This window comes from Streptomyces sp. NPDC033165, from assembly GCF_055577965.1.
The window spans coordinates 21,877-44,508 of sequence record NZ_JBVIPK010000011.1; the positions used below are offsets into that span (position 1 = coordinate 21,877).

Annotated in this window: 23 protein-coding genes; 5 read left to right on the forward strand and 18 right to left on the reverse strand. The window is 71.4% G+C overall.

Annotated elements, in window-relative coordinates:
- Position 1: 1 nt before the first annotated feature.
- From ACZ5WC_RS24030 to leuA, 4 genes are all read right to left on the reverse strand, one after another.
- Positions 2-817, reverse strand: coding sequence for an isoprenyl transferase (locus tag ACZ5WC_RS24030; RefSeq protein WP_468542740.1), 816 nt, complete (start codon positions 815-817; stop codon positions 2-4).
- Between the two features lie 61 nt (positions 818-878).
- Positions 879-1,625, reverse strand: coding sequence for a DNA repair protein RecO (gene recO / locus ACZ5WC_RS24035; RefSeq protein ID WP_096623287.1), 747 nt, complete (start codon positions 1,623-1,625; stop codon positions 879-881).
- Positions 1,626-1,703: 78 nt separating this feature from the next.
- Complete coding sequence (locus ACZ5WC_RS24040; RefSeq protein WP_468542741.1) at positions 1,704-2,408, reverse strand: TerB family tellurite resistance protein; 705 nt, start codon at positions 2,406-2,408, stop codon at positions 1,704-1,706.
- A 203-nt stretch (positions 2,409-2,611) separates the two neighbouring features.
- On the reverse strand, positions 2,612-4,396 hold the full coding sequence (gene leuA / locus ACZ5WC_RS24045) for a 2-isopropylmalate synthase (protein ID WP_468542742.1): 1,785 nt from the start codon (positions 4,394-4,396) through the stop codon (positions 2,612-2,614).
- Between the two features lie 292 nt (positions 4,397-4,688).
- Between leuA and ACZ5WC_RS24050 the strand changes: the two genes are divergently transcribed.
- Both ACZ5WC_RS24050 and ACZ5WC_RS24055 read left to right on the forward strand, forming a co-directional pair.
- Positions 4,689-5,765: a M4 family metallopeptidase gene (locus ACZ5WC_RS24050; protein ID WP_468542743.1), complete on the forward strand. Its 1,077-nt coding sequence runs from the start codon at positions 4,689-4,691 to the stop codon at positions 5,763-5,765.
- A gap of 55 nt (positions 5,766-5,820) precedes the next feature.
- A complete protein-coding gene (locus ACZ5WC_RS24055) occupies positions 5,821-6,087 on the forward strand; it encodes a protealysin inhibitor emfourin (RefSeq protein WP_468542744.1) in 267 nt (88 codons plus the stop codon).
- A 169-nt stretch (positions 6,088-6,256) separates the two neighbouring features.
- Here the strand turns inward: ACZ5WC_RS24055 and ACZ5WC_RS24060 are convergent, their stop codons facing one another.
- From ACZ5WC_RS24060 to ACZ5WC_RS24090, 7 genes are all read right to left on the reverse strand, one after another.
- Entirely contained in the window at positions 6,257-7,291 is a 1,035-nt protein-coding gene (locus tag ACZ5WC_RS24060) for a GTPase Era (RefSeq protein ID WP_311119470.1), read from the reverse strand.
- Positions 7,292-7,377: 86 nt separating this feature from the next.
- On the reverse strand, positions 7,378-7,740 hold the full coding sequence (locus ACZ5WC_RS24065) for a cytidine deaminase (RefSeq protein WP_096623297.1): 363 nt from the start codon (positions 7,738-7,740) through the stop codon (positions 7,378-7,380).
- A 70-nt stretch (positions 7,741-7,810) separates the two neighbouring features.
- Complete coding sequence (locus tag ACZ5WC_RS24070) at positions 7,811-8,167, reverse strand: MmcQ/YjbR family DNA-binding protein (RefSeq protein WP_311119471.1); 357 nt, start codon at positions 8,165-8,167, stop codon at positions 7,811-7,813.
- A complete protein-coding gene (locus ACZ5WC_RS24075; protein WP_468542745.1) occupies positions 8,164-9,468 on the reverse strand; it encodes a hemolysin family protein in 1,305 nt (434 codons plus the stop codon). Before ACZ5WC_RS24075 ends, ACZ5WC_RS24070 begins: the two co-directional genes overlap by 4 nt.
- Positions 9,465-9,962, reverse strand: coding sequence for an rRNA maturation RNase YbeY (ybeY, locus tag ACZ5WC_RS24080; protein ID WP_096623303.1), 498 nt, complete (start codon positions 9,960-9,962; stop codon positions 9,465-9,467). Before ybeY ends, ACZ5WC_RS24075 begins: the two co-directional genes overlap by 4 nt.
- 12 nt (positions 9,963-9,974) lie before the next feature.
- Positions 9,975-11,051 carry a PhoH family protein gene (locus ACZ5WC_RS24085; RefSeq protein ID WP_468542746.1) on the reverse strand — a complete coding sequence of 359 codons (1,077 nt, stop codon included), beginning with the start codon at positions 11,049-11,051 and terminating at the stop codon, positions 9,975-9,977.
- 161 nt (positions 11,052-11,212) lie between these two features.
- Positions 11,213-12,316, reverse strand: a complete 1,104-nt coding sequence (locus ACZ5WC_RS24090) for a carbohydrate kinase family protein (RefSeq protein ID WP_468542747.1) — start codon at positions 12,314-12,316, stop codon at positions 11,213-11,215.
- Between the two features lie 423 nt (positions 12,317-12,739).
- On the opposite strand from ACZ5WC_RS24090, the gene ACZ5WC_RS24095 reads away from it, so the two are divergent.
- Positions 12,740-14,101, forward strand: coding sequence for an MFS transporter (locus ACZ5WC_RS24095; RefSeq protein ID WP_468542748.1), 1,362 nt, complete (start codon positions 12,740-12,742; stop codon positions 14,099-14,101).
- Here the strand turns inward: ACZ5WC_RS24095 and ACZ5WC_RS24100 are convergent.
- The 7 genes from ACZ5WC_RS24100 to hrcA form a co-directional block, all read right to left on the reverse strand.
- Positions 14,065-15,057: an adenosine deaminase gene (locus ACZ5WC_RS24100; protein ID WP_468542749.1), complete on the reverse strand. Its 993-nt coding sequence runs from the start codon at positions 15,055-15,057 to the stop codon at positions 14,065-14,067. The genes ACZ5WC_RS24095 and ACZ5WC_RS24100 overlap by 37 nt on opposite strands.
- Positions 15,058-15,107: 50 nt before the next feature.
- Positions 15,108-16,022 carry a ribonuclease Z gene (locus ACZ5WC_RS24105; protein WP_468542750.1) on the reverse strand — a complete coding sequence of 305 codons (915 nt, stop codon included), beginning with the start codon at positions 16,020-16,022 and terminating at the stop codon, positions 15,108-15,110.
- A 26-nt stretch (positions 16,023-16,048) separates the two neighbouring features.
- The gene (locus ACZ5WC_RS24110) at positions 16,049-16,408 is read right to left on the reverse strand and encodes a histidine triad nucleotide-binding protein (protein ID WP_311119477.1); all 360 of its coding nucleotides are present in this window, start codon (positions 16,406-16,408) and stop codon (positions 16,049-16,051) included.
- 214 nt (positions 16,409-16,622) lie between these two features.
- Positions 16,623-17,369, reverse strand: coding sequence for a 16S rRNA (uracil(1498)-N(3))-methyltransferase (locus ACZ5WC_RS24115; RefSeq protein WP_468542751.1), 747 nt, complete (start codon positions 17,367-17,369; stop codon positions 16,623-16,625).
- Positions 17,366-18,439 carry a nitronate monooxygenase gene (locus tag ACZ5WC_RS24120; protein ID WP_468542752.1) on the reverse strand — a complete coding sequence of 358 codons (1,074 nt, stop codon included), beginning with the start codon at positions 18,437-18,439 and terminating at the stop codon, positions 17,366-17,368. Before ACZ5WC_RS24120 ends, ACZ5WC_RS24115 begins: the two co-directional genes overlap by 4 nt.
- 132 nt (positions 18,440-18,571) lie before the next feature.
- A complete protein-coding gene (gene dnaJ, locus ACZ5WC_RS24125) occupies positions 18,572-19,711 on the reverse strand; it encodes a molecular chaperone DnaJ (RefSeq protein ID WP_468542753.1) in 1,140 nt (379 codons plus the stop codon).
- Entirely contained in the window at positions 19,712-20,728 is a 1,017-nt protein-coding gene (gene hrcA, locus ACZ5WC_RS24130; RefSeq protein ID WP_096623323.1) for a heat-inducible transcriptional repressor HrcA, read from the reverse strand.
- 164 nt (positions 20,729-20,892) lie between these two features.
- On the opposite strand from hrcA, the gene ACZ5WC_RS24135 reads away from it, so the two are divergent.
- Together ACZ5WC_RS24135 and ACZ5WC_RS24140 are read left to right on the forward strand one after the other, a co-directional pair.
- On the forward strand, positions 20,893-21,624 hold the full coding sequence (locus ACZ5WC_RS24135; RefSeq protein ID WP_468542754.1) for an MBL fold metallo-hydrolase: 732 nt from the start codon (positions 20,893-20,895) through the stop codon (positions 21,622-21,624).
- 119 nt (positions 21,625-21,743) lie between these two features.
- Positions 21,744-22,562: a DUF3097 domain-containing protein gene (locus tag ACZ5WC_RS24140; RefSeq protein WP_468542755.1), complete on the forward strand. Its 819-nt coding sequence runs from the start codon at positions 21,744-21,746 to the stop codon at positions 22,560-22,562.
- Positions 22,563-22,632 lie beyond the last annotated feature (70 nt).

Here is a 22,632-nt window from a genome sequence, read left to right on the forward strand (position 1 = left end):
ATCACTTGGCGGCTTCCGCCTCCACCGCACCGCCGAAGCGGCGGTCGCGCTGGGCGTACTCCAGGCAGGCCCGCCACAGGTCCCGACGGTCGAAATCCGGCCACAGAACGTCCTGGAAGACCATCTCGGCGTACGCGCTCTGCCAGATCAGGTAGTTCGAGGTGCGCTGCTCGCCGCTGGGACGCACGAAGAGGTCCACGTCCGGCATGTCCGGGTAGTAGATGTACTTCTGGAACGTCTTCTCGTTGACCTTCGACGGGTCGAGCTTCCCGGCCGCCACATCCTGCGCGATGCGCTGCGCGGCGTCCGCGATCTCGGCGCGGCCGCCGTAGTTGACGCAGAAGTACAGCGTCATCGCGTCGTTGTCCTTGGTCTGCTCCTGGGCGACCTGGAGTTCCTGGACGACGGACTTCCACAGCTTGGGCATCCGGCCCACCCAGCGGATGCGGATGCCGAGCTCGTCCATCTCGTCGCGGCGGCGGCGGATCACGTCGCGGTTGAAGTTCATCAGGAACTTCACCTCGTCCGGCGAGCGCTTCCAGTTCTCGGTGGAGAAGGCGTACAGCGAGAGGTTCTTGACGCCCATCTCGATACACCCCTTGAGAACGTCCATGACGACGCCCTCACCGACCTTGTGGCCCTCGGTGCGGGGCAGACCCCGCTCCTTGGCCCAGCGGCCGTTGCCGTCCATCACGACGGCGACGTGCTGGGGCACCAGCTCGCCGGGGATCTTCGGAGGCGTCGCGCCGGAGGGGTGCGGCTCGGGGGTCTTGTACGTGCGCCGGTTACGGCCGCCGAGGATCCCGCGTACTGCCATGAGCTTCTCAGTCTCCCTGTGTCACTTCTCCACGCACCGCGTCATCTGCCGACGCACCGCGTCACTTCTCCACGTACCGCAGCGAGCGCAGGCCGCGCTCCAGATGCCAGTGCAGATAGGCGGACACCAGCCCGCTCCCCTCCCTGACATGACGCGCCTCGCACGCGTCCGCCGTCGCCCAGTCGCCGCTGAGCAGCGCGCTCAGCAGGCCGAGGGCCTGTGCCGAGGGTACGACGCTGCCGGGGACCCGGCAGTCACCGCATATGACGCCCCCCGCCGCGACGGAGAAGAACCGGTTCGGACCGGGCATTCCGCACTTGGCGCAGTCCTCGAAGCTGGGCGCGTACCCGTTGACCGCGAGCGAGCGCAGCAGGAACGCGTCCAGGATGAGGTGGGGGGCGTGCTCGCCCCGGGCGAGGGTCCGCAGGCCGCCGACGAGCAGCAGATACTGCTGGATCGCCGGTTCCCCCTCGTGGTCGGTGAACCGCTCGGCGGTCTCCAGCATCGCGGTGCCCGCCGTGTAGCGGGCGTAGTCGGCGACGATGCCCCCGCCGTACGGGGCGATCGTCTCGCTCTGGGTGCAGAGCGGCAGCCCGCGGCCGACGAGCTCGCTGCCGCGCGCGAAGAACTGCACGTCGACGTGGGAGAAGGGCTCAAGGCGGGCGCCGAACTTGGACTTGGTACGGCGCACCCCCCGGGCGACGGCGCGGACCCGGCCGTGGCCGCGGGTCAGGATCGTGATGATCCGGTCGGCCTCGCCCAGTTTCTGCGTACGCAGCACGATGCCGTCGTCCCGGAACAAGCTCATGGGCCCATTGTCGCCCACCGGGGGCCGGTGGCGGAGGCCCCTGGGCCGTTCTCCCGGTCCACGCGGGGTGTACGGGTGCTACGAGGGCGTGCGGGCGGCCGCGGCCAACAGGCGGGCGGTGTCGTCGGCGGGGAGCTGGAGGGCGCGGCCGACCGTGGTCAGCACCTGGCGTTCGGCGGCGCAGTAGGGGCCGTCGGCGAGCGCGATCCGGGCCCCCTGGAGGAGTACGGACTCGCGGCCCGCGGTGGCCAGATGCGGGGCCAGCGGGGCCAGCACCTCGTGCAGCTCGATGGCGAGGGTCGGGCCGCACGCCTCGGCCGCCGGGTCGGCCCCGGAGCCGTGGCCGGTGTCGGCGGCCAGCACCTCCACCACGGTGTACAGCTGCTCCTGGGTGCAGTCGTCGAGTCCGGCGTCGCGCACGGTGGATACCGCGGCCTCCAGGACCGTACGGGAGGTGGTGCCACCGGCGGCGAGGACGGCCAGTGTGACCGTGTGGACGGCCTCGCGGAGCATCGCGGAGAACCGGGTGGTGGTGGGGTGGTCCAGCGCCTGGGGGGCGTGGTGGGCGCGGCAGGCGGCGCACTCGACGACGGGCCCGGTCTCGCCGCGGCGGAGCAGCGGGACGCCGAGGACGGTGAGGCGGCGGTGGCCGGTGAGCCGGCGGTAGTTGCGGTCTCCCCCGCAGCCGGGGCAGAAGAAGGAGCCGTCGCCGACGGCGTTCCAGACGGTGCGAACGCCGCAGAGGACCGGCCTCAGAGCGCGTTGTCCTTTGACTGATCGCACGTCGCACACCTCCGTGACGCTCCGGCAACACTGCCGTGGGTTGGACGTGATGTTAGCCACATCCGTGATGTGGCGTCAGCCTCTCGGACGTCACAACCCTCGGACATGGCCGAACCCCGACCGCCCGGAGGGGGCGATCGGGGCTCGGCGATGCGGCCGCACAGGGTCGAACCGGACGTCCGTACGAGGAGGTCCTCAGCCGGTCAGCGGGCCGCGCGGTTGACCGCGGAGACGACCGCCTTGAGCGAGGCGCGGGTGGTGTTGGCGTCGATGCCGATGCCCCACAGGACCTTGCCGTCGATCGCGCACTCGATGTACGAGGCGGCCTGGGCGCTGGCGCCCTCGCTCATCGTGTGCTCGGTGTAGTCCAGCAGCCGGGCGTCGATGCCGATGGCCTGCAGCGCTTCGAAGAACGCGGAGATCGGGCCGTTGCCGGAGCCCGTCAGGACGGTGTCGGAGCCGTCCACGACCGCCTCGACGGTCAGGGTGTCGGTGCCGTCGGTGTCGGAGGTGGTCTGGCCGGAGCGCAGCTGGATGCGTCCCCAGCGGGCCTCGGCGTCGTCCGGGTTGGGCAGGTACTCGTCCTGGAAGGTGGTCCAGATCTGGGCCGGGGTGACTTCGCCGCCCTCGGCGTCGGTCTTGGCCTGAATGATCCGGGAGAACTCGATCTGCATCCGGCGCGGCAGGTCCAGCTTGTGGTCGTTCTTCAGGACGTACGCGATGCCGCCCTTGCCGGACTGCGAGTTGACGCGGATGACGGCCTCGTAGGAACGGCCGACGTCCTTCGGGTCGATCGGCAGATACGGCACGGCCCACTCGATGTCGTCGACGGTCTTCCCCTGGGCGGCCGCATCGGCCTCCATGGCGTCGAAGCCCTTCTTGATGGCGTCCTGGTGGGAGCCGGAGAAGGCCGTGTAGACCAGATCGCCCGCGTAGGGGTGGCGGGGGTGGATCTCCATCTGGTTGCAGTACTCGCTGGTGCGGCGGATCTCGTCGATCTGCGAGAAGTCGATCTGCGGGTCTACTCCCTGGCTGAACAGGTTCATGCCCAGGGTGACCAGGTCGACGTTGCCGGTGCGCTCGCCCTGTCCGAACAGGCAGCCCTCGATGCGGTCGGCACCCGCCATGATGGCCAGCTCGGCGGCGGCGACGGCGGTGCCCCGGTCGTTGTGCGGGTGGACCGACAGGCAGACATGCTCGCGGCGGGTCAGGTGGCGGGACATCCACTCGAAGCGGTCCGCGTGAGTGGAGGGCGTCGAGCGCTCCACGGTGGCGGGCAGGTTGAGGATGATCTCGCGCCCCTCCTCCGGCTGCCACACGTCGCAGACCGCCTCGCAGACCTCCAGGGCGAAGTCCAGCTCGGTGTCGGTGAAGATCTCCGGGCTGTACTGGTAGCCGAAGACCGTCTCGGGGCCCAGGATCTTCTCGGCGTACTCCATGACCAGCCGGGTGCCGTCCACCGCGATCTGCTTGACCTGCTCCTTCGAACCCCGGAAGACGACCCGGCGGAACGTGGGGGCGGTGGCGTTGTACAGGTGCACGGTGGCCCGGCGGGCGCCCACCAGCGACTCGACGGTCCGCTCGATCAGCTCCTCGCGGGCCTGCGTCAGGACGGAGATCGTCACGTCCTCGGGGATCGCGCCCTCTTCGATGATGGAGCGGACGAAGTTGAAGTCGGTCTCGCCCGAGGACGGGAAGCCGACCTCGATCTCCTTGTAGCCCATCTTGACCAGCAGGTCGAACATCTCGCGCTTGCGGGCCGGGGACATCGGGTCGATCAGCGCCTGGTTGCCGTCGCGCAGATCGGTGGACAGCCAGCGGGGCGCCACGGTGATCCGGTTGTCGGGCCAGGTGCGGTCGGGGATGTCGACGGCCTCGTATCGGCCGTACTTGTGGACCGGCATCCCGGAAGGCTTCTGCAGCTGCGTCGCGTTGGTGATCGGCGTGGGGCGGCCGACAGCGTTACCGGCGGGATTCACGGTGGTCATGACGTAGGGCTCCTCGGGGTCCGACAAGGGGTCGGCCGACTGTGTCGCTGCACACCAGACTCCGCGGGGAGGGGGTCGGCCTACGACTACAGGCCCTCGCCGCGGCAGCTAAGGAGAAGCAGCCCGAAACGCATGATGCGACGAGCGTAACCGAGTGTGGCCCGTGGTGTCGGTGCGTATCAGTATGCGGGACCGGTCACCGATGACGGGTAAACAGTGACTCATCACTCCATTTCGTCAATCGCCGTCGCAACCAGTGACAGCACGGTGACGTACTGCCACAGTCGTGGGTATGCACCTTCGAACCGACGGCGAGCTCCACCCCGTCTTCTGCACCATCGTTCCGCCCCACGTCCTCGACCGCCTGGCCCGGTCCGCCGACGCCCGGCTCGCGGATCCGGCCCGCCGCACCCTGGAGGCGGATGGCCTGCGCCGCGACCGCCGCCGGACGACGGCGCTGGCCGCCACCCCCGCCGCCCCGAGCGCGGGCGCCGTCCCGACCAGGCCGCACCGCACGGTGTACGACTGCGAGAACCGCACCGCGCTGCCGGGCGTCACGGTCCGCGGCGAGGGCGACAAGCCCACCTCCGACGCCAGCGTCAACCGCGCGTACGCCGGGCTCGGCGCCACTTTCGAGCTGCTGCTCTCCGCGTACGGCCGCAGCTCCATCGACGGCAAGGGCCTGCCGCTGATCGGCTCCGTGCACTACGGCCAGGAGTACAACAACGCGTTCTTCGACGGCGAGCAGATGGTCTTCGGGGACGGCGACGGCGAGATCTTCCTCGACTTCACCGTCGCGGTCGACGTGATCGCCCACGAACTGGCCCACGGACTCACGCAGTACACCGCCAACCTGCGCTACGAGGGCCAGTCCGGCGCGCTCAACGAGTCCGTGTCCGACGTCGTCGGCGCGCTGGTCAAGCAGTACTCGCTGGGCCAGAGCGCGGAACAGGCCGACTGGCTCATCGGGGCGGGGCTGCTCGCGCCCCGGGTGAGCGGCGTCGCGCTGCGCTCGATGAAGGCCCCGGGCACGGCGTACGACGACGATCTCCTCGGCAAGGACCCGCAGCCGGGCTCCATGGCGGACTACATCGAGACGGACCGGGACAACGGCGGCGTCCACCTGAACTCCGGCATCCCCAACCGCGCCTTCTACCTCCTGGCCACCGCCCTCGGCGGCAACTCCTGGGAGCGCGCCGGGCAGATCTGGTTCGACGTGCTGACCGGCGGCGAGCTGACGGCCACCGCGGACTTCGCGGAGTTCGCCCGGCTGACGGTCGCGGCGGCGGGGAGTCGCTTCGGCGAGGGCGACGAGCGGGAGGCGGTCCTCAAGGCCTGGTCGGAGGTGGGCGTCCCGACCCGGGCCTGAGGAGCGCCGCGAGGCGGTCTTGAGCGTTCACCCGGCCCCGGCTAGACAGGACCCCATGCGTATTCAGGTCACCCGGACCGGCGGCTTCGCCGGCATCGCCCGCCGCTGCGAGGTCGACACGGAGGGCCGGGCGGACGCGGCGGAGTGGGAGTCGCTGGCCGAGGAGGTGCTCGCCGACGCCCCGGGCGCGCCGCCGCCCGGGGTGCCGGACGGATTCCGGTACGAGATCACGGCCGGGGACCGCACCGTGTACTGCGCTGACCCCGATCTGACCGGGGCGCAGCGCACGCTGATCTCACGCGTCCTGAAGGAGGGCGCGTGAGATCGGCACCCGTGCCGTACGCGAGCGGGAACCCGGGCTCGCACGGCTGCTCCGGGGCCGTTCCCGGGGCCGCACTCGCACCCTTCGGCCCCGGGGAGCCTCAGCGGCTTCCGCACGGCCGCGGCGTCCTCCGAACCCCGTGGCGTCGAGCCGCCGGTCCCGGTCCGGCTCAGAACCCGAGCTTGCGCAGCTGCTTGGGGTCCCGCTGCCAGTCCTTGGCGACCTTCACATGCAGGTCCAGGAAGACGGGCGTGCCGAGCAGCGCCTCGATGTGCTTGCGCGACTTGGTGCCGACGTCCTTCAGACGCTTGCCCTTCGGGCCGATGATGATGCCCTTCTGGCTGGGCCGCTCGATGTAGACGTTGGCGTGGATGTCCAGCAGCGGCTTGTCCGCCGGCCGGTCCTCGCGCGGCAGCATCTCCTCGACGACGACCGCGATGGAGTGCGGCAGCTCGTCGCGTACGCCTTCCAGCGCGGCCTCGCGGATCAGCTCCGCGACCATGACCATCTCCGGCTCGTCGGTGAGGTCACCCTCCGGGTAGAGCGGCGGGCCCTCGGGAAGCAGCGGGGCGATGAGGTCGGCGAGCAGGGCCACCTGGCCCGCCCCTCGCCCGTCATCACCCTTGCCCTCGCCCGAGGGAGCGCGTCCGGCCCCCTGCTCCTCCTTGACCGCCGAGACCGGAATGATCTCGGTCCACTCGAAGCCCAGCTCCTCGGCGAGCGCGGAGACGGCCAGGAGCTGCTCGGCCAGCGCCTTGGACTCGACCAGGTCGGTCTTGGTGATGATGGCGATCTTGGGGGTCTTCTTGATCCCCGCGAGCTCCTTGACGATGTACTTGTCGCCGGGGCCGAGCTTCTGGTCGGCGGGCAGGCAGAAGCCGATGACGTCGACCTCGGCCCAGGTGGTCCGTACGACGTCGTTGAGCCGCTCGCCCAGCAGCGTGCGCGGCTTGTGGAGGCCGGGGGTGTCGACCAGGATCAGCTGCGCGTCGTCACGGTGCACGATGCCGCGCACCGTGTGCCGGGTGGTCTGGGGGCGGTTGGAGGTGATCGCCACCTTCTGACCGACGAGAGCGTTCGTGAGGGTGGACTTGCCCGCGTTGGGACGGCCCACGAAGCAGGCGAAACCGGCCCGGTGGGGGGAGGTGTTCTCCGCCTGCGGGGCAGCGGCTTCTTGGTTCGGTCGAGCGCTCATGGCGACCATTCTCCCCGATCGCGGCGGCGCTCCGGCACAGTGGGCCCGCGGGGGCGCGCCGGAGCACCGGGCGCGCCCGCCCCGGACCTCCTGTCTCAGCCCGCCGAGACCCGCAGCCGCAGGGTGCCGTCCGGGCCCGCGAGCAGCACCGGGGTCTCCGGTCCGCCCAGGTCGCGGACTGCGGCCCGGTCGTCGTCGGAGGGCGTCTCGGCGGCGGAGACGACCGCCGCGGCCTCCAGGGAGGTGGCGCCGCTGGCGACCGCCATGGCGACGGCGGTCTGCAAGGCGCTGAGCTTCAGCGAGTCGAGCGCCACCGTGCCCGCCACATACGTGCGCCCCGTCTCGTCCCTTACGGCGGCGCCCTCGGGCACCCCGTTGCGGGCCCGGGCGCTGCGCGCCAGCGTGACGATCTTGCGGTCCTCGGCGTCGAGGTCGGTGGTGCCGGTGGTGTCGGTCATGGCACGAGCATACGAAGGGCCCGCCGGGCCGGGTGTCCTCACCCCTGGTCAGGGGCCGCTCTCCGGGGCGCTACGGGCGGTCCAGCCGCAGCCGGTCCGCCTTCGGGAGTCCGGCGACCACCAGGTCGTAGGAGTCCTCGATCATTTCGCGCAGCAGCTTGTCCGGGACTCCGGAGACGGTGACCGTGTTCCAGTGGCGCTTGTTCATGTGCCAGCCGGGCACGACGGCCGCCGGATGCACCCCGCGCAGCCGGATCGCCTCGTCCGGGTCGCATTTGAGGTTGACCGTCAGCGGGCGCGCGTCGAGCGCGGTGAGGGCGAACATCTTGCCGAGGACCTTGAAGACCGAGGTCTCGGGTCCGAACGGGAACTCCTCCACGCTCGCGTTGAACTCCAGGCAGAAGGCCCGCAGCCGCTCCGGCGTCATTCCGTCTCCCCCTCCTCGCCCTCGGGGCCCTTCTCCTGCGGCTCCACCAGCACTGTGACGATCTTGTTCCGGCGGCCGGCCGTGGACTCGGCGGTCAGCCGGAGCCCGCGGCCGTCGGGGAGGTCGACGACGGCCGACGCACCGGCGATCGGGACCCGGCCGAGCGCCTTGGCGAGCAGTCCGCCGACGGTCTCCACGTCCTCGTCGTCGTACTCGTCGAGCCCGAAGAGGTCGCCGAGGTCCCCGATGTCGAGGCGCGCGGTCACCCGGTAGCAGCCGTTCGCCAGCTCCTGGACGGGCGGCAGCTCGCGGTCGTACTCGTCGGTGATCTCGCCGACGATCTCCTCCAGGATGTCCTCGATCGTGACGATGCCCGCCGTGCCGCCGTACTCGTCGATGACGACGGCCACATGGCTGCGGTCCCGCTGCATCTCGCGCAGCAGGTTCCCGGCGTTCTTGGTGTCGGGGACGAAGGCGGCGGGGCGCATCGCGGTGGAGACCGGATCGGACTCGGACTGGCGGTTGATGTGCGTCTTGCGGACCAGGTCCTTCAGATAGACGATGCCGACGATGTCGTCCTCGTTCTCGCCGGTGACCGGTATCCGGGAGAAGCCGGAGCGCAGGGCGAGGGTGAGGGCCTGACGGATCGTCTTGTAGCGCTCGATGGAGACCAGGTCGGTGCGCGGCACCATGACCTCGCGGACCAGGGTGTCGCCCAGCTCGAAGACGGAGTGCACCATGCGGCGCTCGTCGTCCTCGATCAGCGACTCCGCCTCGGCGAGGTCGACCATGGCGCGCAACTCGGCCTCGCTGGCGAAGGGCCCCTTGCGGAACCCCTTGCCGGGGGTCAGCGCGTTGCCGACGAGGATCAGCAGCTGCGGGATCGGCCCCATGATCCGGGCCAGCGGCAGCAGGACGTACGCCGAGGCCGTGGCCGTGTTCAGCGGGTGCTGGCGGCCGATGGTGCGCGGGGAGACGCCGATGGCGACGTAACTGACGAGGACCATCACGCCCATCGCGACGGCCAGTGCCTCCCAGGTCTCCGGGAACTTCTGGAGGCAGACGTACGTCACCAGCACCCCGGCCGACATCTCGCAGGCGACCCGCACCAGCAGGGCGACGTTGAGATAGCGGGTCGGGTCGGCGGCGATCTGCGCCAGCCTCGCGCTGCCGCGCCGCCCGGCGCGGACCGCCTCCGCCGCCCGGAAGCTGGAGGTGCGGGCGATGCCCGCCTCGGCGCAGGCGGCCAGCCAGCCGACCATCACCAGCAGCACGGCACCGGTGATCAGGGGCGCGCTCACGAGACGGTGGGGGCCGGGGACGCGCCGGTGAGCCCCTGCTCCCCGCGCCAGCCGTCCACGATCGCGGCCTGGAGACCGAACATCTCGGCCTTCTCGTCGGGCTCCTCGTGGTCGTACCCCAGCAGGTGCAGCACTCCGTGGACGGTCAGGAGCTGGAGCTCCTCGTCCATGGAGTGCTGGGTCGGCGCTTCCTCGCCCTGCTTCTTCGCGACCTCCGGGCAGAGCACGATGTCACCGAGGAGCCCCTGCGGGGGCTCCTCGTCGTTCTTCGCCGGCGGACGCAGCTCGTCCATCGGGAAGGACATGACATCGGTCGGACCCGGGAGGTCCATCCACTGGATGTGCAGCTGCTCCATGGCGTCGCTGTCCACCACGATCACCGAGAGCTCGGACAGCGGGTGGATCCGCATCCGGGCCAGTGCGTAGCGGGCGATGTCGAGGATCGCCTGCTCGTCGACCTCGGTTCCGGACTCGTTGTTGACGTCGATCGACATGGTGCGCTGCGACTACTTCCCTTTTCGGCGGTCACGTCGGCCGTCGGCGCGGCCCTCTGCCCGGCCGTCCGACTCACCGTCTCGTTGACCGTTTCGGCTGTCGTACTTCTCGTACGCGTCGACGATACGGCCGACGAGCTTGTGCCGGACGACATCCTGGGAGGTGAGCCGGGAGAAGTGCACGTCGTCCAGGCCCTCCAGGATCTCCTGGACCTGCCGCAGCCCGCTCTTGGTACCGCTCGGCAGGTCGACCTGGGTGATGTCACCGGTGATGACGATCTTGGAGTCGAAGCCGAGACGGGTGAGGAACATCTTCATCTGCTCGGCGCTGGTGTTCTGCGCCTCGTCGAGGATGATGAAGGCGTCGTTGAGGGTGCGGCCCCTCATATACGCCAGCGGCGCCACCTCGATCGTGCCCGCCGCCATCAGCCGCGGGATCGAGTCGGGGTCGAGCATGTCGTGCAGGGCGTCGTAGAGCGGGCGCAGATACGGGTCGATCTTGTCGAACAGGGTGCCCGGCAGGAAGCCGAGCCGCTCCCCCGCCTCGACGGCGGGGCGGGTCAGGATGATGCGGCTGACCTGCTTGGACTGGAGCGCCTGGACCGCCTTGGCCATGGCGAGGTAGGTCTTGCCCGTACCGGCGGGGCCGATGCCGAAGACGACCGTGTGCTGGTCGATCGCGTCGACGTACCGCTTCTGGTTGAGCGTCTTGGGGCGGATGGTACGGCCGCGGTTGGAGAGGATGTTCTGTGTGAGCACCTCGGCGGGCGTCTCGCCCTGGGGCTCCCCCTGTCCGTTGCCGGCCGCCCTGAGCATGGCGATCGACCGTTCCACTGCGTCCTCCGTCATCGGCGCTCCGGTGCGGAGCACGAGCATCATCTCGTCGAACAGGCGCTGGATGAGGGTGACGTCGGCCGCCTCGCCCGTGGCACTGATCTCGTTGCCCCGGACATGGATGTCGGCCGCCGGGAAAGCCTCTTCGATCACGCGCAACAGCGAGTCACCCGATCCGAGGAGCATCACCATGGGGTGTGCGGCCGGGATCCTGATCTGGGCACGCGCCTGCGGCTGTGTGGGTGTCTGAGTCATGGGCCGGCCCTCGGGCCTGCGCATACCTCCCGTTGCAGGGTTCTCGCTGCTCGACAACCTCTGGATTACCAAGCCTACGACCTGCCACGGACAACGCGGAGTGGTTTTACCGGCCGTGTGTACGACATGGCCGGAGCCCGTTCACTGCCGGAAGTGCCCGCTCACTGGCGGAAGCCGATCGTGGGCACCGCGCGCCGCAGGGGCCAGGCGCGGGCCGTGGTGGGCAGCAGGTCGTCCAGGAAGGCGTAGCGCTCCAGGGCGGCGGGGTCCTGGTCGTCGCAGGTGCGGATCTGCTGCCACCAGGCGGCGACCTCCGCCCAGCCGGGTGCGGAGAGCGAGCCGCCGAACTCCTGGACGGAGAGGGCGGCGGTGAGTCCGGCGAAGGCGAGCCGGTCGGCGAGCGGCCAGTCGGCGAGGGTACCGGTGACGAACCCGGCGACGAAGACGTCGCCCGCGCCGGTGGGGTCGAGCGCCTCCACCTCGATGGCGGGCACCTGGGCGCTGACGCCGGTGCGCCCGTCGACGGCGTACGCGCCCTCGGCGCCCAGGGTGACCACGGCGAGCGGGACACGTCCGGCGAGCGCGTGGGCGGCGGCGAGCGGGCAGTCGGTGCGGGTGTAGCGCATCGCCTCCTCGGCGTTGGGCAGGAACGCCTCGCAGTGCGCCAGGTCGGGCAGGGCGTCCAGATCCCAGCGGCCGGTCTCGTCCCAGCCGACGTCGGCGAAGACCCGGGCCCCGGCCCGGGCGGCGGTGGCGACCCAGGGCTCGCTCCGGCCCGGGGTGAGCGAGGCGATCGCGGCGCGGGCGCGCGGCGGACACTGCGGGAAGGCCGGGCCGGGCGCCCCGGTTCCGGTGGGCGGCGGGGCCTCGTGGCCGTGCGAGACCATCGTGCGCTCGCCCTCGTACGCCATGGAGACGGTGACCGGGGAGTGCCAGCCGGGGACGGTGTGCGACATCGACAGGTCGATGCCCTCGCCCTGTTCGAGGGCGTCCCAGCAGTATTCGCCGTAGTGGTCGTCGCCGAAGGCGGCGGCGAGCGAGGTGCGCAGGCCGAGCCGGGCGAGCGCGGTGGCCATGTTGGCGACGCCGCCGGGGCTGGAGCCCATGCCGCGGGCCCAGGACTCGGTGCCGCGCACGGGGGCGCTGTCCAGGCCGGTGAAGATGATGTCGAGGAAGACCGGGCCCGTCAGGAAGACGTCGCAGAAGGGGTCCCGGGGGGCGCGCAGCGCCAGCAGCGGGTCGATGCCCGGAGTGTCTGTGCTCACCGTGCGCTCCCGGTCGTGCGGCGGATCTCGGGGTGATCCGGACAGTGTGAGATGCGGCCAGTCTGCCCGATCGGGCGCCGCGAACGGGGGTGTCGTCGCCGATCCGCTCCGCCCGGTCCGACCTGCATAAACATGCGCGACTACCCCGGGTTTCCCTGCATAAACGCATAAGTGACCCAGATCACATCTGACTGGCTTTCGTGGGGCCGGAAGCGCTTGATACAAATTGCCCCGCGCGCACCTTCGGGGACGTTCTCCGACGAGAGCCGCATCTCCCAGCACCTCGCTGCGAACCTCCGCGTTCTTGCATTCCCCGCTCGCTTCGCTGTGCCCTGCCCTGCCCTGCTCCGCCCTTCCACTGTGCCCTCGCCGCTGTACCCCTCCCCTCCCCCTGCCTGCTCAGGCATGTCTTCAGGAACGCCCATGTCCTCGCGCCCGCGCGCCGCGTGGCCCTTGGTCGCCGTGTTCACCGCCGGTTACCTCGCCGCCTATCTGCTCCCCACCGTCGTCGGCCGGCTCAGCGCCCATCTCGGGCTGAGTCCCGCCCAGGCGGGCCTGGTCGGGAGCGCCCTGCTGCTGAGTTCGGCGAGTGCCGGGTTCACCCTGGCGGGCCGGGTGGAGCGGTACGGGGCCCGCACCCCGGCCCGGGCCGGTCTTGTGCTGGCCGCCGTGGGATACGGCTGCGCCGCGCTGGCCGGGTCCGTGCCGCTGGTGGTGGCCGGCGTGGTCGTCGGCGGCTTCGGCTCAGGGACCGCGACGGCGGTCGCCGCGGCCGGGATCGCCGCGCAGCGCGACCCGCACCGGACGTCCTCGCTCGGCCTGCTCACCGTGTCGGCCACGGCGGGCGCCCTCTACCTGACCATCCCCCATCTCGGCGGCGGGCACCGGCTTCCGTTCGCCTCGATCGCCCTGGTGGCCCTGCTCGTCTGGCCCGCGACCGCCCGGCTGGGCGGTGCGACGACGGCCGGGGAGTCCCCCTCGCAGACCACCGGGCGGCTGCCGCGCCGGCGCTCCGGTCTCGTACTGGCCGGCGGCATGCTCGTCTGGTCCATGGCACAGAACGCGCTGTGGGGCGTCAGCAGCCGCATCGGCGTGGTCCAGGCGGGGCTGTCCGAGGTCACCGTCGGCGCGGTGTTCGCGGCCGCGCTCGGCGCGGGGCTGCTCGGGGTGATGGGCGCCGGGGTACTCGGCGCGCGGCTCGGCCGGGCGGTGCCGATCGGGCTGGGGACGATGGTCATCGCGGGGAGCATCGTGCTCAGTTCCTCTGCCCGGGACCTCGCCTCCTTCGCGACCGGCGAGGTCCTGTGGAACACCTTCTACCCGGTGGTCCTGTCCTATCTGATCGGTCTGGCCGCCTCGCTGGACGTCCGCGGCCGCTGGGCGGTCCTGGCGGGCTCCGCCTCCTCCCTGGGGGTGGCCTGCGGCCCGTTGCTGGGCAGCGTGCTCTCCGAGGAGGCGGGCTACCCGGTGATGGGGCTGATCCTGGGCGCGGCCACTCTGCTGGTCGCCGCGCCCGTCACCGCGGTGGCACTGCACGTCGGTGGCCGTCCGCTGGTGCCCGGTTCGGTGCGCCGCCGCGGTGGCGCACCGGCCGCCCTGCTGGCCGCCACCACCGGCAGCCTGTCCGGCGCCGTACCGAAGCTCGGTTCGCCGGAGCAGCCCGTCACGGAGCTTCGCGTACCGGCCCTGCGGCGCAGGCGGCTGGTGCGCAGCGCGATCCGGACGGCCGGTCCGGACGGCGGACCCGGTCAGTCGAACGCGTACGCCTCGACCTCGGAGAGGTAGCGCGCCCGGCGCTCCTCGTCGTGGTCGAGGAAGGCCGCCTCGAAGGAGTTGCGGGCCAGGGTGCGCAGCTGTTCCCGGTCCAGGGCGAGCGCGTCCCGCACGGCGTCGAAGTTGTCCCCGGCGTACCCGCCGAAGTAGGCGGGGTCGTCGGAGTTCACCGTGCACAGCAGGCCCGCCGCCATCATCTCCGGCAGCGGGTGGTCCTTCAGCGTGTCGACCGTCCGCAGCCTCACGTTGGAGAGCGGGCAGAGCGTGAGCGGCACCCGGTCGGCGACCAGCCGCGCCACCAGCTCCGGGTCCTCCAGGCAGCGCAGCCCGTGGTCGACGCGCTCGACGCCGAGGACGTCGAGGGCCTCGCGGATGTACGCGGGCGGGCCCTCCTCCCCGGCGTGGGCGACCTTGCGCAGACCGAGCGCGGTGGCCGCCTCGTACACCTCGCGGAACTTGGCGGGCGGGTGGCCGACCTCGGCGGAGTCCAGGCCGATCGCGCTGATCCGGTGCAGATACGGCTTCGCGGCGTCCAGGGTGCCGAGGGCCGACGCGGCGGAGAGGTCGCGCAGGAAGCACATGATCAGCTGGGTGGAGACGCCGTGGGTCTCCACGCTGCGCTCCAGCGCCCGGCCGAGGCCCTCGATGACCGTGCCGATCGGGACGCCCCGGGCGGTGTGGGCCTGCGGGTCGAAGAAGATCTCGGCATGCCGCACGCCCTGGGCGGCGGCGCGGGCGAGGTAGGCGTCGGCGAGTTCGGTGAAGTCCTCCTCGGTGCGCAGGACGGCCATCAGCGCGTAGTAGAGGTCCAGGAAGGACTGGAGGTCCTCGAAGCGGTAGGCGGTGCGCAGCTCGTCGGCGGTGGCGTACGGCAGGGTCACCCCGTTGCGTTCCGCGAGGGCGAAGGCCAGCTCGGGTTCGAGGGTGCCTTCGATGTGGAGGTGGAGTTCTGCCTTGGGGAGGTGCACGGTGTCTCGCAAACGGTGGTGCGGGTGTTCTCAGCGGTGGTGCGGTTGGTTCACTGGTGGTGCCGGGTGGGGAGCGGGACTCTGATCAGGTCCTGTGCGACGGTGAGTTCGCCGTCGAACCCGGCCGCGCGGGCCTGGGTTTCGAAGAGCTCCGGGTCGCTGTAGCGCTGGGAGAAGTGGGTCAGCACGAGGTGGCGTACGCCCGACTCCTTCGCCACCCCGGCGGCCTGTCCGGCGGTCAGGTGGCCGTGGTCCGCGGCCAGTTTCGCGTCCTCGTCGAGGAAGGTCGACTCGATGACGAGCATGTCGCAGCCCGCGGCGAGCGCGTACACCCCGTCACAGAGCCGGGTGTCCATGACGAACGCGAACCGCTGTCCGCGCCGGTGTTCGGAGACCTCCTCCAGCGTGACGCCGCCGAGCGCACCCTCGCGCTGGAGGCGGCCGACATCCGGTCCGGTGATGCCGTGCTCCTTGAGGAGGGCGGGCAGCATGCGGCGGGTGTCGGGCTCGGTGAGGCGGTAGCCGTAGGACTCGACGGGGTGCGAGAGCTTGTGGCTGTCCAGGGTGTACGAGGCGGTGGTGGCGAGGACTCCGCCCGATCCGGCGGCCGGGGCCTCGGTCAGCTCGACGGTCTCGCGGTAGGCCGTGGCGTACCGCAGCCGGTCGAAGAAGTGCTGCCCGCTCGCCGGATAGTGCGCGGTGACGGGGTGCGGCACCTGGTCGAGGTTGATCCGCTGGATCACCCCGGCGAGTCCGAGGGAGTGGTCACCGTGGAAGTGGGTGACGCAGATCCGGTTGATGTCGTGCGCGGCGACTCCGGCCCGCAGCATCTGGCGCTGGGTGCCCTCGCCGGGATCGAAGAGGACGCCCTCGCCGTCCCAGCGCAGCAGATAGCCGTTGTGGTTGCGGTGCCGGGTGGGGACCTGGCTGGCGGTGCCGAGCACCACCAGCTCGCGTACGGACATGGCGGGAGACTCCTACGGGGCGGGCGTTATCCGGGGGGCCACTGGAGGCCGCGGCCGCCCAGGACGTGGGCGTGGGCGTGGAAGACGGTCTGTCCCGCGCCGGAGCCCGTGTTGAGGATGATCCGGTAGCCGCTGCCGTCGACCTTCTCGTCGGCCGCGACCGCTCCGGCCTCGCGCAGGACGTCGGCGGCGATCTGCGGTTCGGCGGCGGCCAGCGAGGCGGCGTCCGGGTAGTGGACCTTGGGGATGACCAGGACGTGGGTGGGGGCCTGGGGGTTGATGTCGCGGAAGGCGACGGTGGTCTCGCTCTCGCGGACGATGGTCGCCGGGATGTCTCCCGAGACGATCTTGCAGAACAGGCAGTCGGTCTGCGGCTCTCCCGCCATGGCCGGGCCTCCTCGTTCGTTCGTGGTCGGTTCACTTCTCCGAAGATCAGTACACGGGCATGCTAGCGCCGGGCGTTGCGCAGGCCCATGATCAGAGGTGACTCGCTGGACATGACCTCACTCTACGTAACGCCACTGACAACGCGTCCGGGCAGCCCCTCGGGCCCGGCACCGACGGCCGTGCCGTCAGGGCCTGTTCGCCCAGGCGCCCCGTTCACCCCCAGCGGCCGGTACGTCCCAGCAGCAGCGCGGTTGCGGCCGTCCCCGCGGTGGAGGTACGCAGCACGCTGCGGCCGAGACGGTAGGGGCGGGCGCCCGCCTCGGCGAAGGCGGTCAGTTCCTGCGGGGAGACGCCGCCCTCGGGGCCGACGACGAGCACGATCGTGCCCTCGGCGGGGAGTTCGGCGGTGGCGAGCGGCGTGCTGTCGTGGTCGCGGTCCTCGTGCAGGACCCCGGCGAAGTCGGCGTCGGCCAGCAGGGCGGCGACCTGCTTGGTCGTCAGGGCCTCGGCCACCTCGGGGAAGCGCACCCGGCGGGACTGCTTGCCCGCCTCGCGTGCCGTACTGCGCCACTTCGCCAGGGATCTGGCGCCCCGATCGCCCTTCCACTGGGTGATGCAGCGGGCGGCCTGCCACGGCACGATCGCGTCGACGCCGGTCTCGGTCATGGTCTCCACGGCCAGCTCGCCGCGGTCGCCCTTGGGAAGCGCCTGGACGACGGTGATCCGGGGGGTGGGCTCCGGCTCCTCGTGGATGCTCTCCAGACCGGTGACCGTGAGGCGGTCCTTGCCCTCGGCGGCGCGTACGACACCCTCCGCCCAGTGGCCGAGGCCGTCGGTGAGGACGACGTCCTCGCCGGGCTGGAGGCGCTTCACGGAGACGGCGTGCCGCCCTTCGGATCCCTCCAGGACGAACTCCGGCCCGGTGGGCATCCGTTCGACGACGAAGACCGGTGCGGTCACCGGGGGCTCCTCATGCTCAGGGCCGACCGGGCGGCCTCCAGTTCGGCGGCGAGCAGTCCGACCAGCTCGCCCGCGGGCAGTTCGCGGGCCATCCGGTGGCCCTGCCCCGCCCACAGGGCCATGCCCTGCGCGTCCCCGGCCTTGGCGGCGGCCTGGCGCAGCCCGCTGGTGACGTAGTGGACCTGGGGGTAGGCGGCGGGGGCGTACGGGCCGTGCTCGCGGATGAAACGGTTGACCAGGCCGCGTGCGGGCCGCCCGGAGAAGGCGCGGGTCAGCTCGGTGCGGACGAACAACGGGTTGGTCAGGGCCTGCTTGTGCAGCAGGTGCGCCCCGGACTCGGGGCAGATGAGGAAGGCGGTGCCGAACTGGGCGGCGTCCGCGCCCGCCGCGAGGACGGCGGCGATCTGGGCGCCGCGCATCAGGCCGCCGGCGGCGACGAGGGGGATCTGCACGGTCTCGCGGACCTGGGTGACCAGGGAGAGCAGCCCGGTGCCGGTGTGGTCGGCCTGCGGGTCGTCGCGGTGGGTGGACTGGTGGCCGCCCGCCTCGACGCCCTGGACACAGACGGCGTCGGCACCAGCCCACTGCGCCGCCTGGGCCTCTTCGGCGGAGGTGACCGTCACGATGGTCAGCGTCCCCGCCCTGGCGAACGCGTCGAGGGTGTCGCGGGTCGGGCAGCCGAAGGCGAAGGAGACCACGGGGACCGGGTCCTCCAGCAGGATCGCGACCTTCGCCTCGTAGCCGTCGTCGCCGCTGCTGTCCGGGTCGCCGAGCGGCGTCTCGTACCAGGCGGCCTCACCGGCGAGCTGCTGGCGGTAGACGTCCACGGCGCTGGGGTCGGCGAGCGCGGGCTGCGGCATGAAGAGGTTGACGCCGAACGGCCGGGAGGTGAGCCGCCGCAGCTGTTTGATCTCGTTGTACATCCCGTCCGCCGTTTTGTACCCGGCGGCCAGGAACCCGAGCCCGCCCGCTTCGGCGACGGCTCCGGCGAGCTGAGGTCCGGACGCGCCGCCCGCCATCGGGGCCTGCACGATCGGATACCGGCAGAGATCGGTCAACTCGGAGGACATGACCGCATCGTGCCACGTCCCGCGCACAGGGCCGAATCAGCCAGCCGACGACCTGACCGGTTCTTCCGCCGTACGCCGCACCGCCCGCCGGAAGAAGACCGGCGGGCGGTGCGGTGAAAGGCGAAAAGCGGCTCAGCGACCGTTGAACGCGTCCTTCAGACGGGAGAACAGACCCTGCTGACCTGGCTGGAACTGGCCGGTGGGCCGCTCCTCACCGCGCAGCTTCGCCAGCTCCCTCAGCAGCCGCTCCTGCTCCGGGTCGAGCTTGGACGGGGTGATCACCTCGACGTGCACGATCAGGTCGCCCCGACCGCCGCCGCGCAGATGGGTGATCCCTCGCCCGTGCAGCGGCACGGACTGGCCGGACTGGGTGCCGGGCCGGATGTCGATCTCCTCCAGGCCGTCCAGCGTCTCCAGCGGGCACTTGGTGCCCAGGGCCGCCGCCGTCATGGGGATGGTGACCGTGCAGTGCAGGTCGTCGCCGCGCCGCTGGAACACGGAGTGCGGCAGCTCGTGGATCTCGACGTAGAGGTCACCGGGCGGGCCGCCGCCGGGGCCGACCTCGCCTTCACCGGCGAGCTGGATACGGGTGCCGTTGTCGACGCCCGCGGGGATCTTGACCGTGAGCGTGCGGCGCGAGCGGATGCGGCCGTCACCGGCGCACTCCGGGCACGGCGTCGGCACGACCGTACCGAAGCCCTGGCACTGCGGGCAGGGCCGCGAGGTCATGACCTGGCCCAGGAATGACCGGGTGACCTGCGAGACCTCGCCGCGGCCGCGGCACATGTCACAGGTCTGGGCGGAGGTGCCGGGGGCCGCGCCCTCGCCGCTGCACGTGTTGCAGACGACCGCCGTGTCGACCTGGATGTCCTTGGTGGTGCCGAAGGCCGCCTCGGCGAGGTCGATCTCCAGCCGGATCATGGCGTCCTGGCCGCGCCGGGTGCGCGAGCGGGGCCCGCGCTGCGAGGCCGTTCCGAAGAACGCGTCCATGATGTCGGAGAAGTTGCCGAAGCCTCCGGCACCGAAACCGCCCGCGCCGCCGCCACCGCCGTTGCCGGAGAGCGGGTCGCCGCCGAGGTCGTAGACCTGCTTCTTCTGCGGGTCCGACAGCACCTCGTAAGCGGCGTTGATCTCCTTGAACCGCTCCTGGGTCTTCGGGTCCGGGTTGACATCCGGATGCAGCTCGCGGGCGAGCCGACGGAATGCCTTCTTGATCTCGTCCTGCGATGCGTCGCGGCGTACGCCGAGTACGGCGTAGTAGTCGGTGGCCACTTACGACTCCGCCAGGATCTGTCCGACGTAACGTGCCACTGCGCGTACCGCTCCCATCGTTCCGGGGTAGTCCATGCGGGTCGGTCCGACCACGCCGAGTTTGGCGACTGCCTCGTCGCCCGAACCGTAGCCGACCGCGACGACGGACGTGGAGTTGAGCCCCTCGTGGGCGTTCTCGTGCCCGATCCGTACGGTCATGCCCGAGTCCGTGGCCTCACCCAGCAGCTTCAGCAGGACGACCTGTTCCTCCAGTGCTTCCAGCACCGGCCGGATCATCACCGGGAAGTCGTGTCCGAAGCGGGTGAGGTTGGAGGTGCCGCCGATCATCAGCCGCTCCTCCGTCTCCTCGACCAGGGTTTCGAGAAGAGTGGAGAGAACCGTGGAGACCGTCCCCCGGTCCTCGCTGTCGAAGGATTCCGGCAGCTCCCGCACCAGCCGCGGGACATCCGCGAAGCGGCGTCCGACGACCCGGCTGTTCAGCCGGGCCCGCAGATCCGCGAGCGATGCCTCACCGAACGGCGCGGGACAGTCGATCATACGCTGTTCGACCCGGCCGGTGTCCGTGATCAGGACCAGCATCAGCCGGGCGGGGGCCAGCGACAGCAGCTCCACGTGCCGCACCGTCGAGCGGGTCAGCGAGGGGTACTGCACGACGGCGACCTGCCGGGTCAGCTGCGCGAGCAGCCGCACGGTCCGGCCGACGACGTCGTCGAGGTCGACCGCGCCGTCCAGGAAATTCTGGATGGCCCGGCGCTCGGGCGAGGACAGCGGCTTGACGCCCGCGAGCTTGTCGACGAAGAGGCGATACCCCTTGTCGGTCGGGATGCGTCCCGCGCTCGTGTGCGGCTGCGCGATGAAGCCCTCGTCCTCCAGCACCGCCATGTCGTTGCGGACGGTGGCCGGGGAGACGCCCAGCCGGTGCCGCTCGGTGAGCGCCTTGGAGCCGACGGGCTCCTCGGTGCCGACATAGTCCTGGACGATGGCGCGCAGCACTTCGAGTCTGCGTTCGCTGAGCATCGCGCACACCTCCAGCTGTCGTTCTCCGGTCCCTGTCTGGCACTCGGTGCGTACGAGTGCCAGCAATCCCCCGGTCAGTGTACGGGGGCGGGGTGGGGCGTGGGCAAGGGCGACCGGCCAGGTCCCGGCGGGAGGCCGCAGGTCGCTGCCGATAGCGTCGCCGTATGGACGTCGCTTGGGAAGACTTCGGCTGGGAGCGGTTGGGCAACGGTATCGGCCGGCGGCGGCTCCCCGGCTGGGACGCCACCGTCGCGCTGGTCGCCGGGACGGAGGGCGTACTGCTCCACGACACGGGTTCGACGCTGCGCGAGGGCGTCGAGCTGCGGCGCCAGGCCGAGGCGCTGCTCGGCCGCAGGGTGACGCATATCGCACTGAGCCACCCCCATTTCGATCACGTACTGGGCACGGCGGCGTTCGCCGGGGCCCAGGTGTACGGGTCGGCGGGCCTCACGGCCCTGCTGCGGGGCGGGGAGCAGGAGCTGTACGCGTCGGCGGTGCACCACGGGGTGCCGGAGGACGAGGCGGCCGGGTCGGCGGACACGCTGGTGGCCCCGCACCACGAGGTGCACGGCGAGCGGACGCTGGATCTGGGCGGCGGCCGCCGGGTGCTGCTGGCCGACCTGGGCCCCGCGCACAGCAGCCACGACCTCGCGGTGCTGGTGCCGGGGGCGGGCCCGGACCCGGCGGTGGTGCTCTGCGGCGATCTGGTCGAGGAGTCGGGCGAACCGCAGGCGGGCCCGGACGCGGTCACCTCGCGCTGGCCGGCCGCGCTGGACCGGCTGCTGGAGCTGGGCGGCGAGGACGCGGTGTACGTACCGGGGCACGGGGCTGCTGTCGACGCGGCGTTCGTCCGGGCGCAACGGGCGGCACTGGCGGAGCGGTTCGCGGTGGCGTGAGGATTCCCGCGATGGCGGAGCGGTTCGCGGTGGCGTGAGGATTCCCGCGATGGCGGAGCGGCTCCCTGAGGGTCGCGGCGTGAGGTTTGTCGCGCCGGTGTGACGATTATCGTCGGGGCATGCGCAGCTACCAGCCGGACCTGACCCCGCCGTGGAAGCGGTCCGCCCCCGTGCCCGAGGTCCCCGCCGAGCCCGATCTGGTCGTGGAGGAGGTCGCCACCGGCTTCTGCGGGGCGGTGATCCGCTGCGAGAAGACGGCCCAGGGGCCCACGGTCACCCTGGAGGACCGCTTCGGCAAACACCGGGTGTTCCCGATGGAGCCCCGCGGCTTCCTGCTGGAGGGCAAGGTCGTCACCCTGGTGCGCCCGTCGGCGGGCGGTCCGGTGCGCCCCGCCCGTACGGCCTCCGGTTCGGTGGCGGTGCCCGGTGCGCGGGCCCGGGTGGCGCGGGCCGGGCGGATCTATGTGGAGGGCCGGCACGACGCGGAGCTGGTCGAGCGGGTGTGGGGCGACGACCTGCGCGTCGAGGGTGTGGTCGTGGAGTACCTGGAGGGCGTCGACGACCTTCCCGCGATCGTCGGAGAGTTCGCACCGGGCCCTGACGCGCGGCTGGGGGTGCTGGTGGACCATCTGGTGCCCGGCTCCAAGGAGTCCCGGATCGCCGAGCGGGTGACCGGTGCGCATGTGCTGGTGGCGGGGCACCCGTACATCGACGTGTGGGAGGCGGTGAAGCCGTCCTCGGTGGGGATCGACGCCTGGCCGGTCGTACCGCGCGGGCAGGACTGGAAGACGGGGGTGTGCCGGGCGCTGGGGTGGCCGGAGAACACCGGGGCGGCCTGGCAGCACATTCTGTCGAAGGTGCACAGCTACAAGGATCTTGAACCGCAACTCCTGGGCCGCGTGGAGGAATTGATCGACTTCGTCACCCTTCCGGCCTGATGTCCAGGGCCTGACGCCGGTCCGATGTGGGCCTGACCGCCCCTCTCCAGGACGATCATGTGCCGATCCC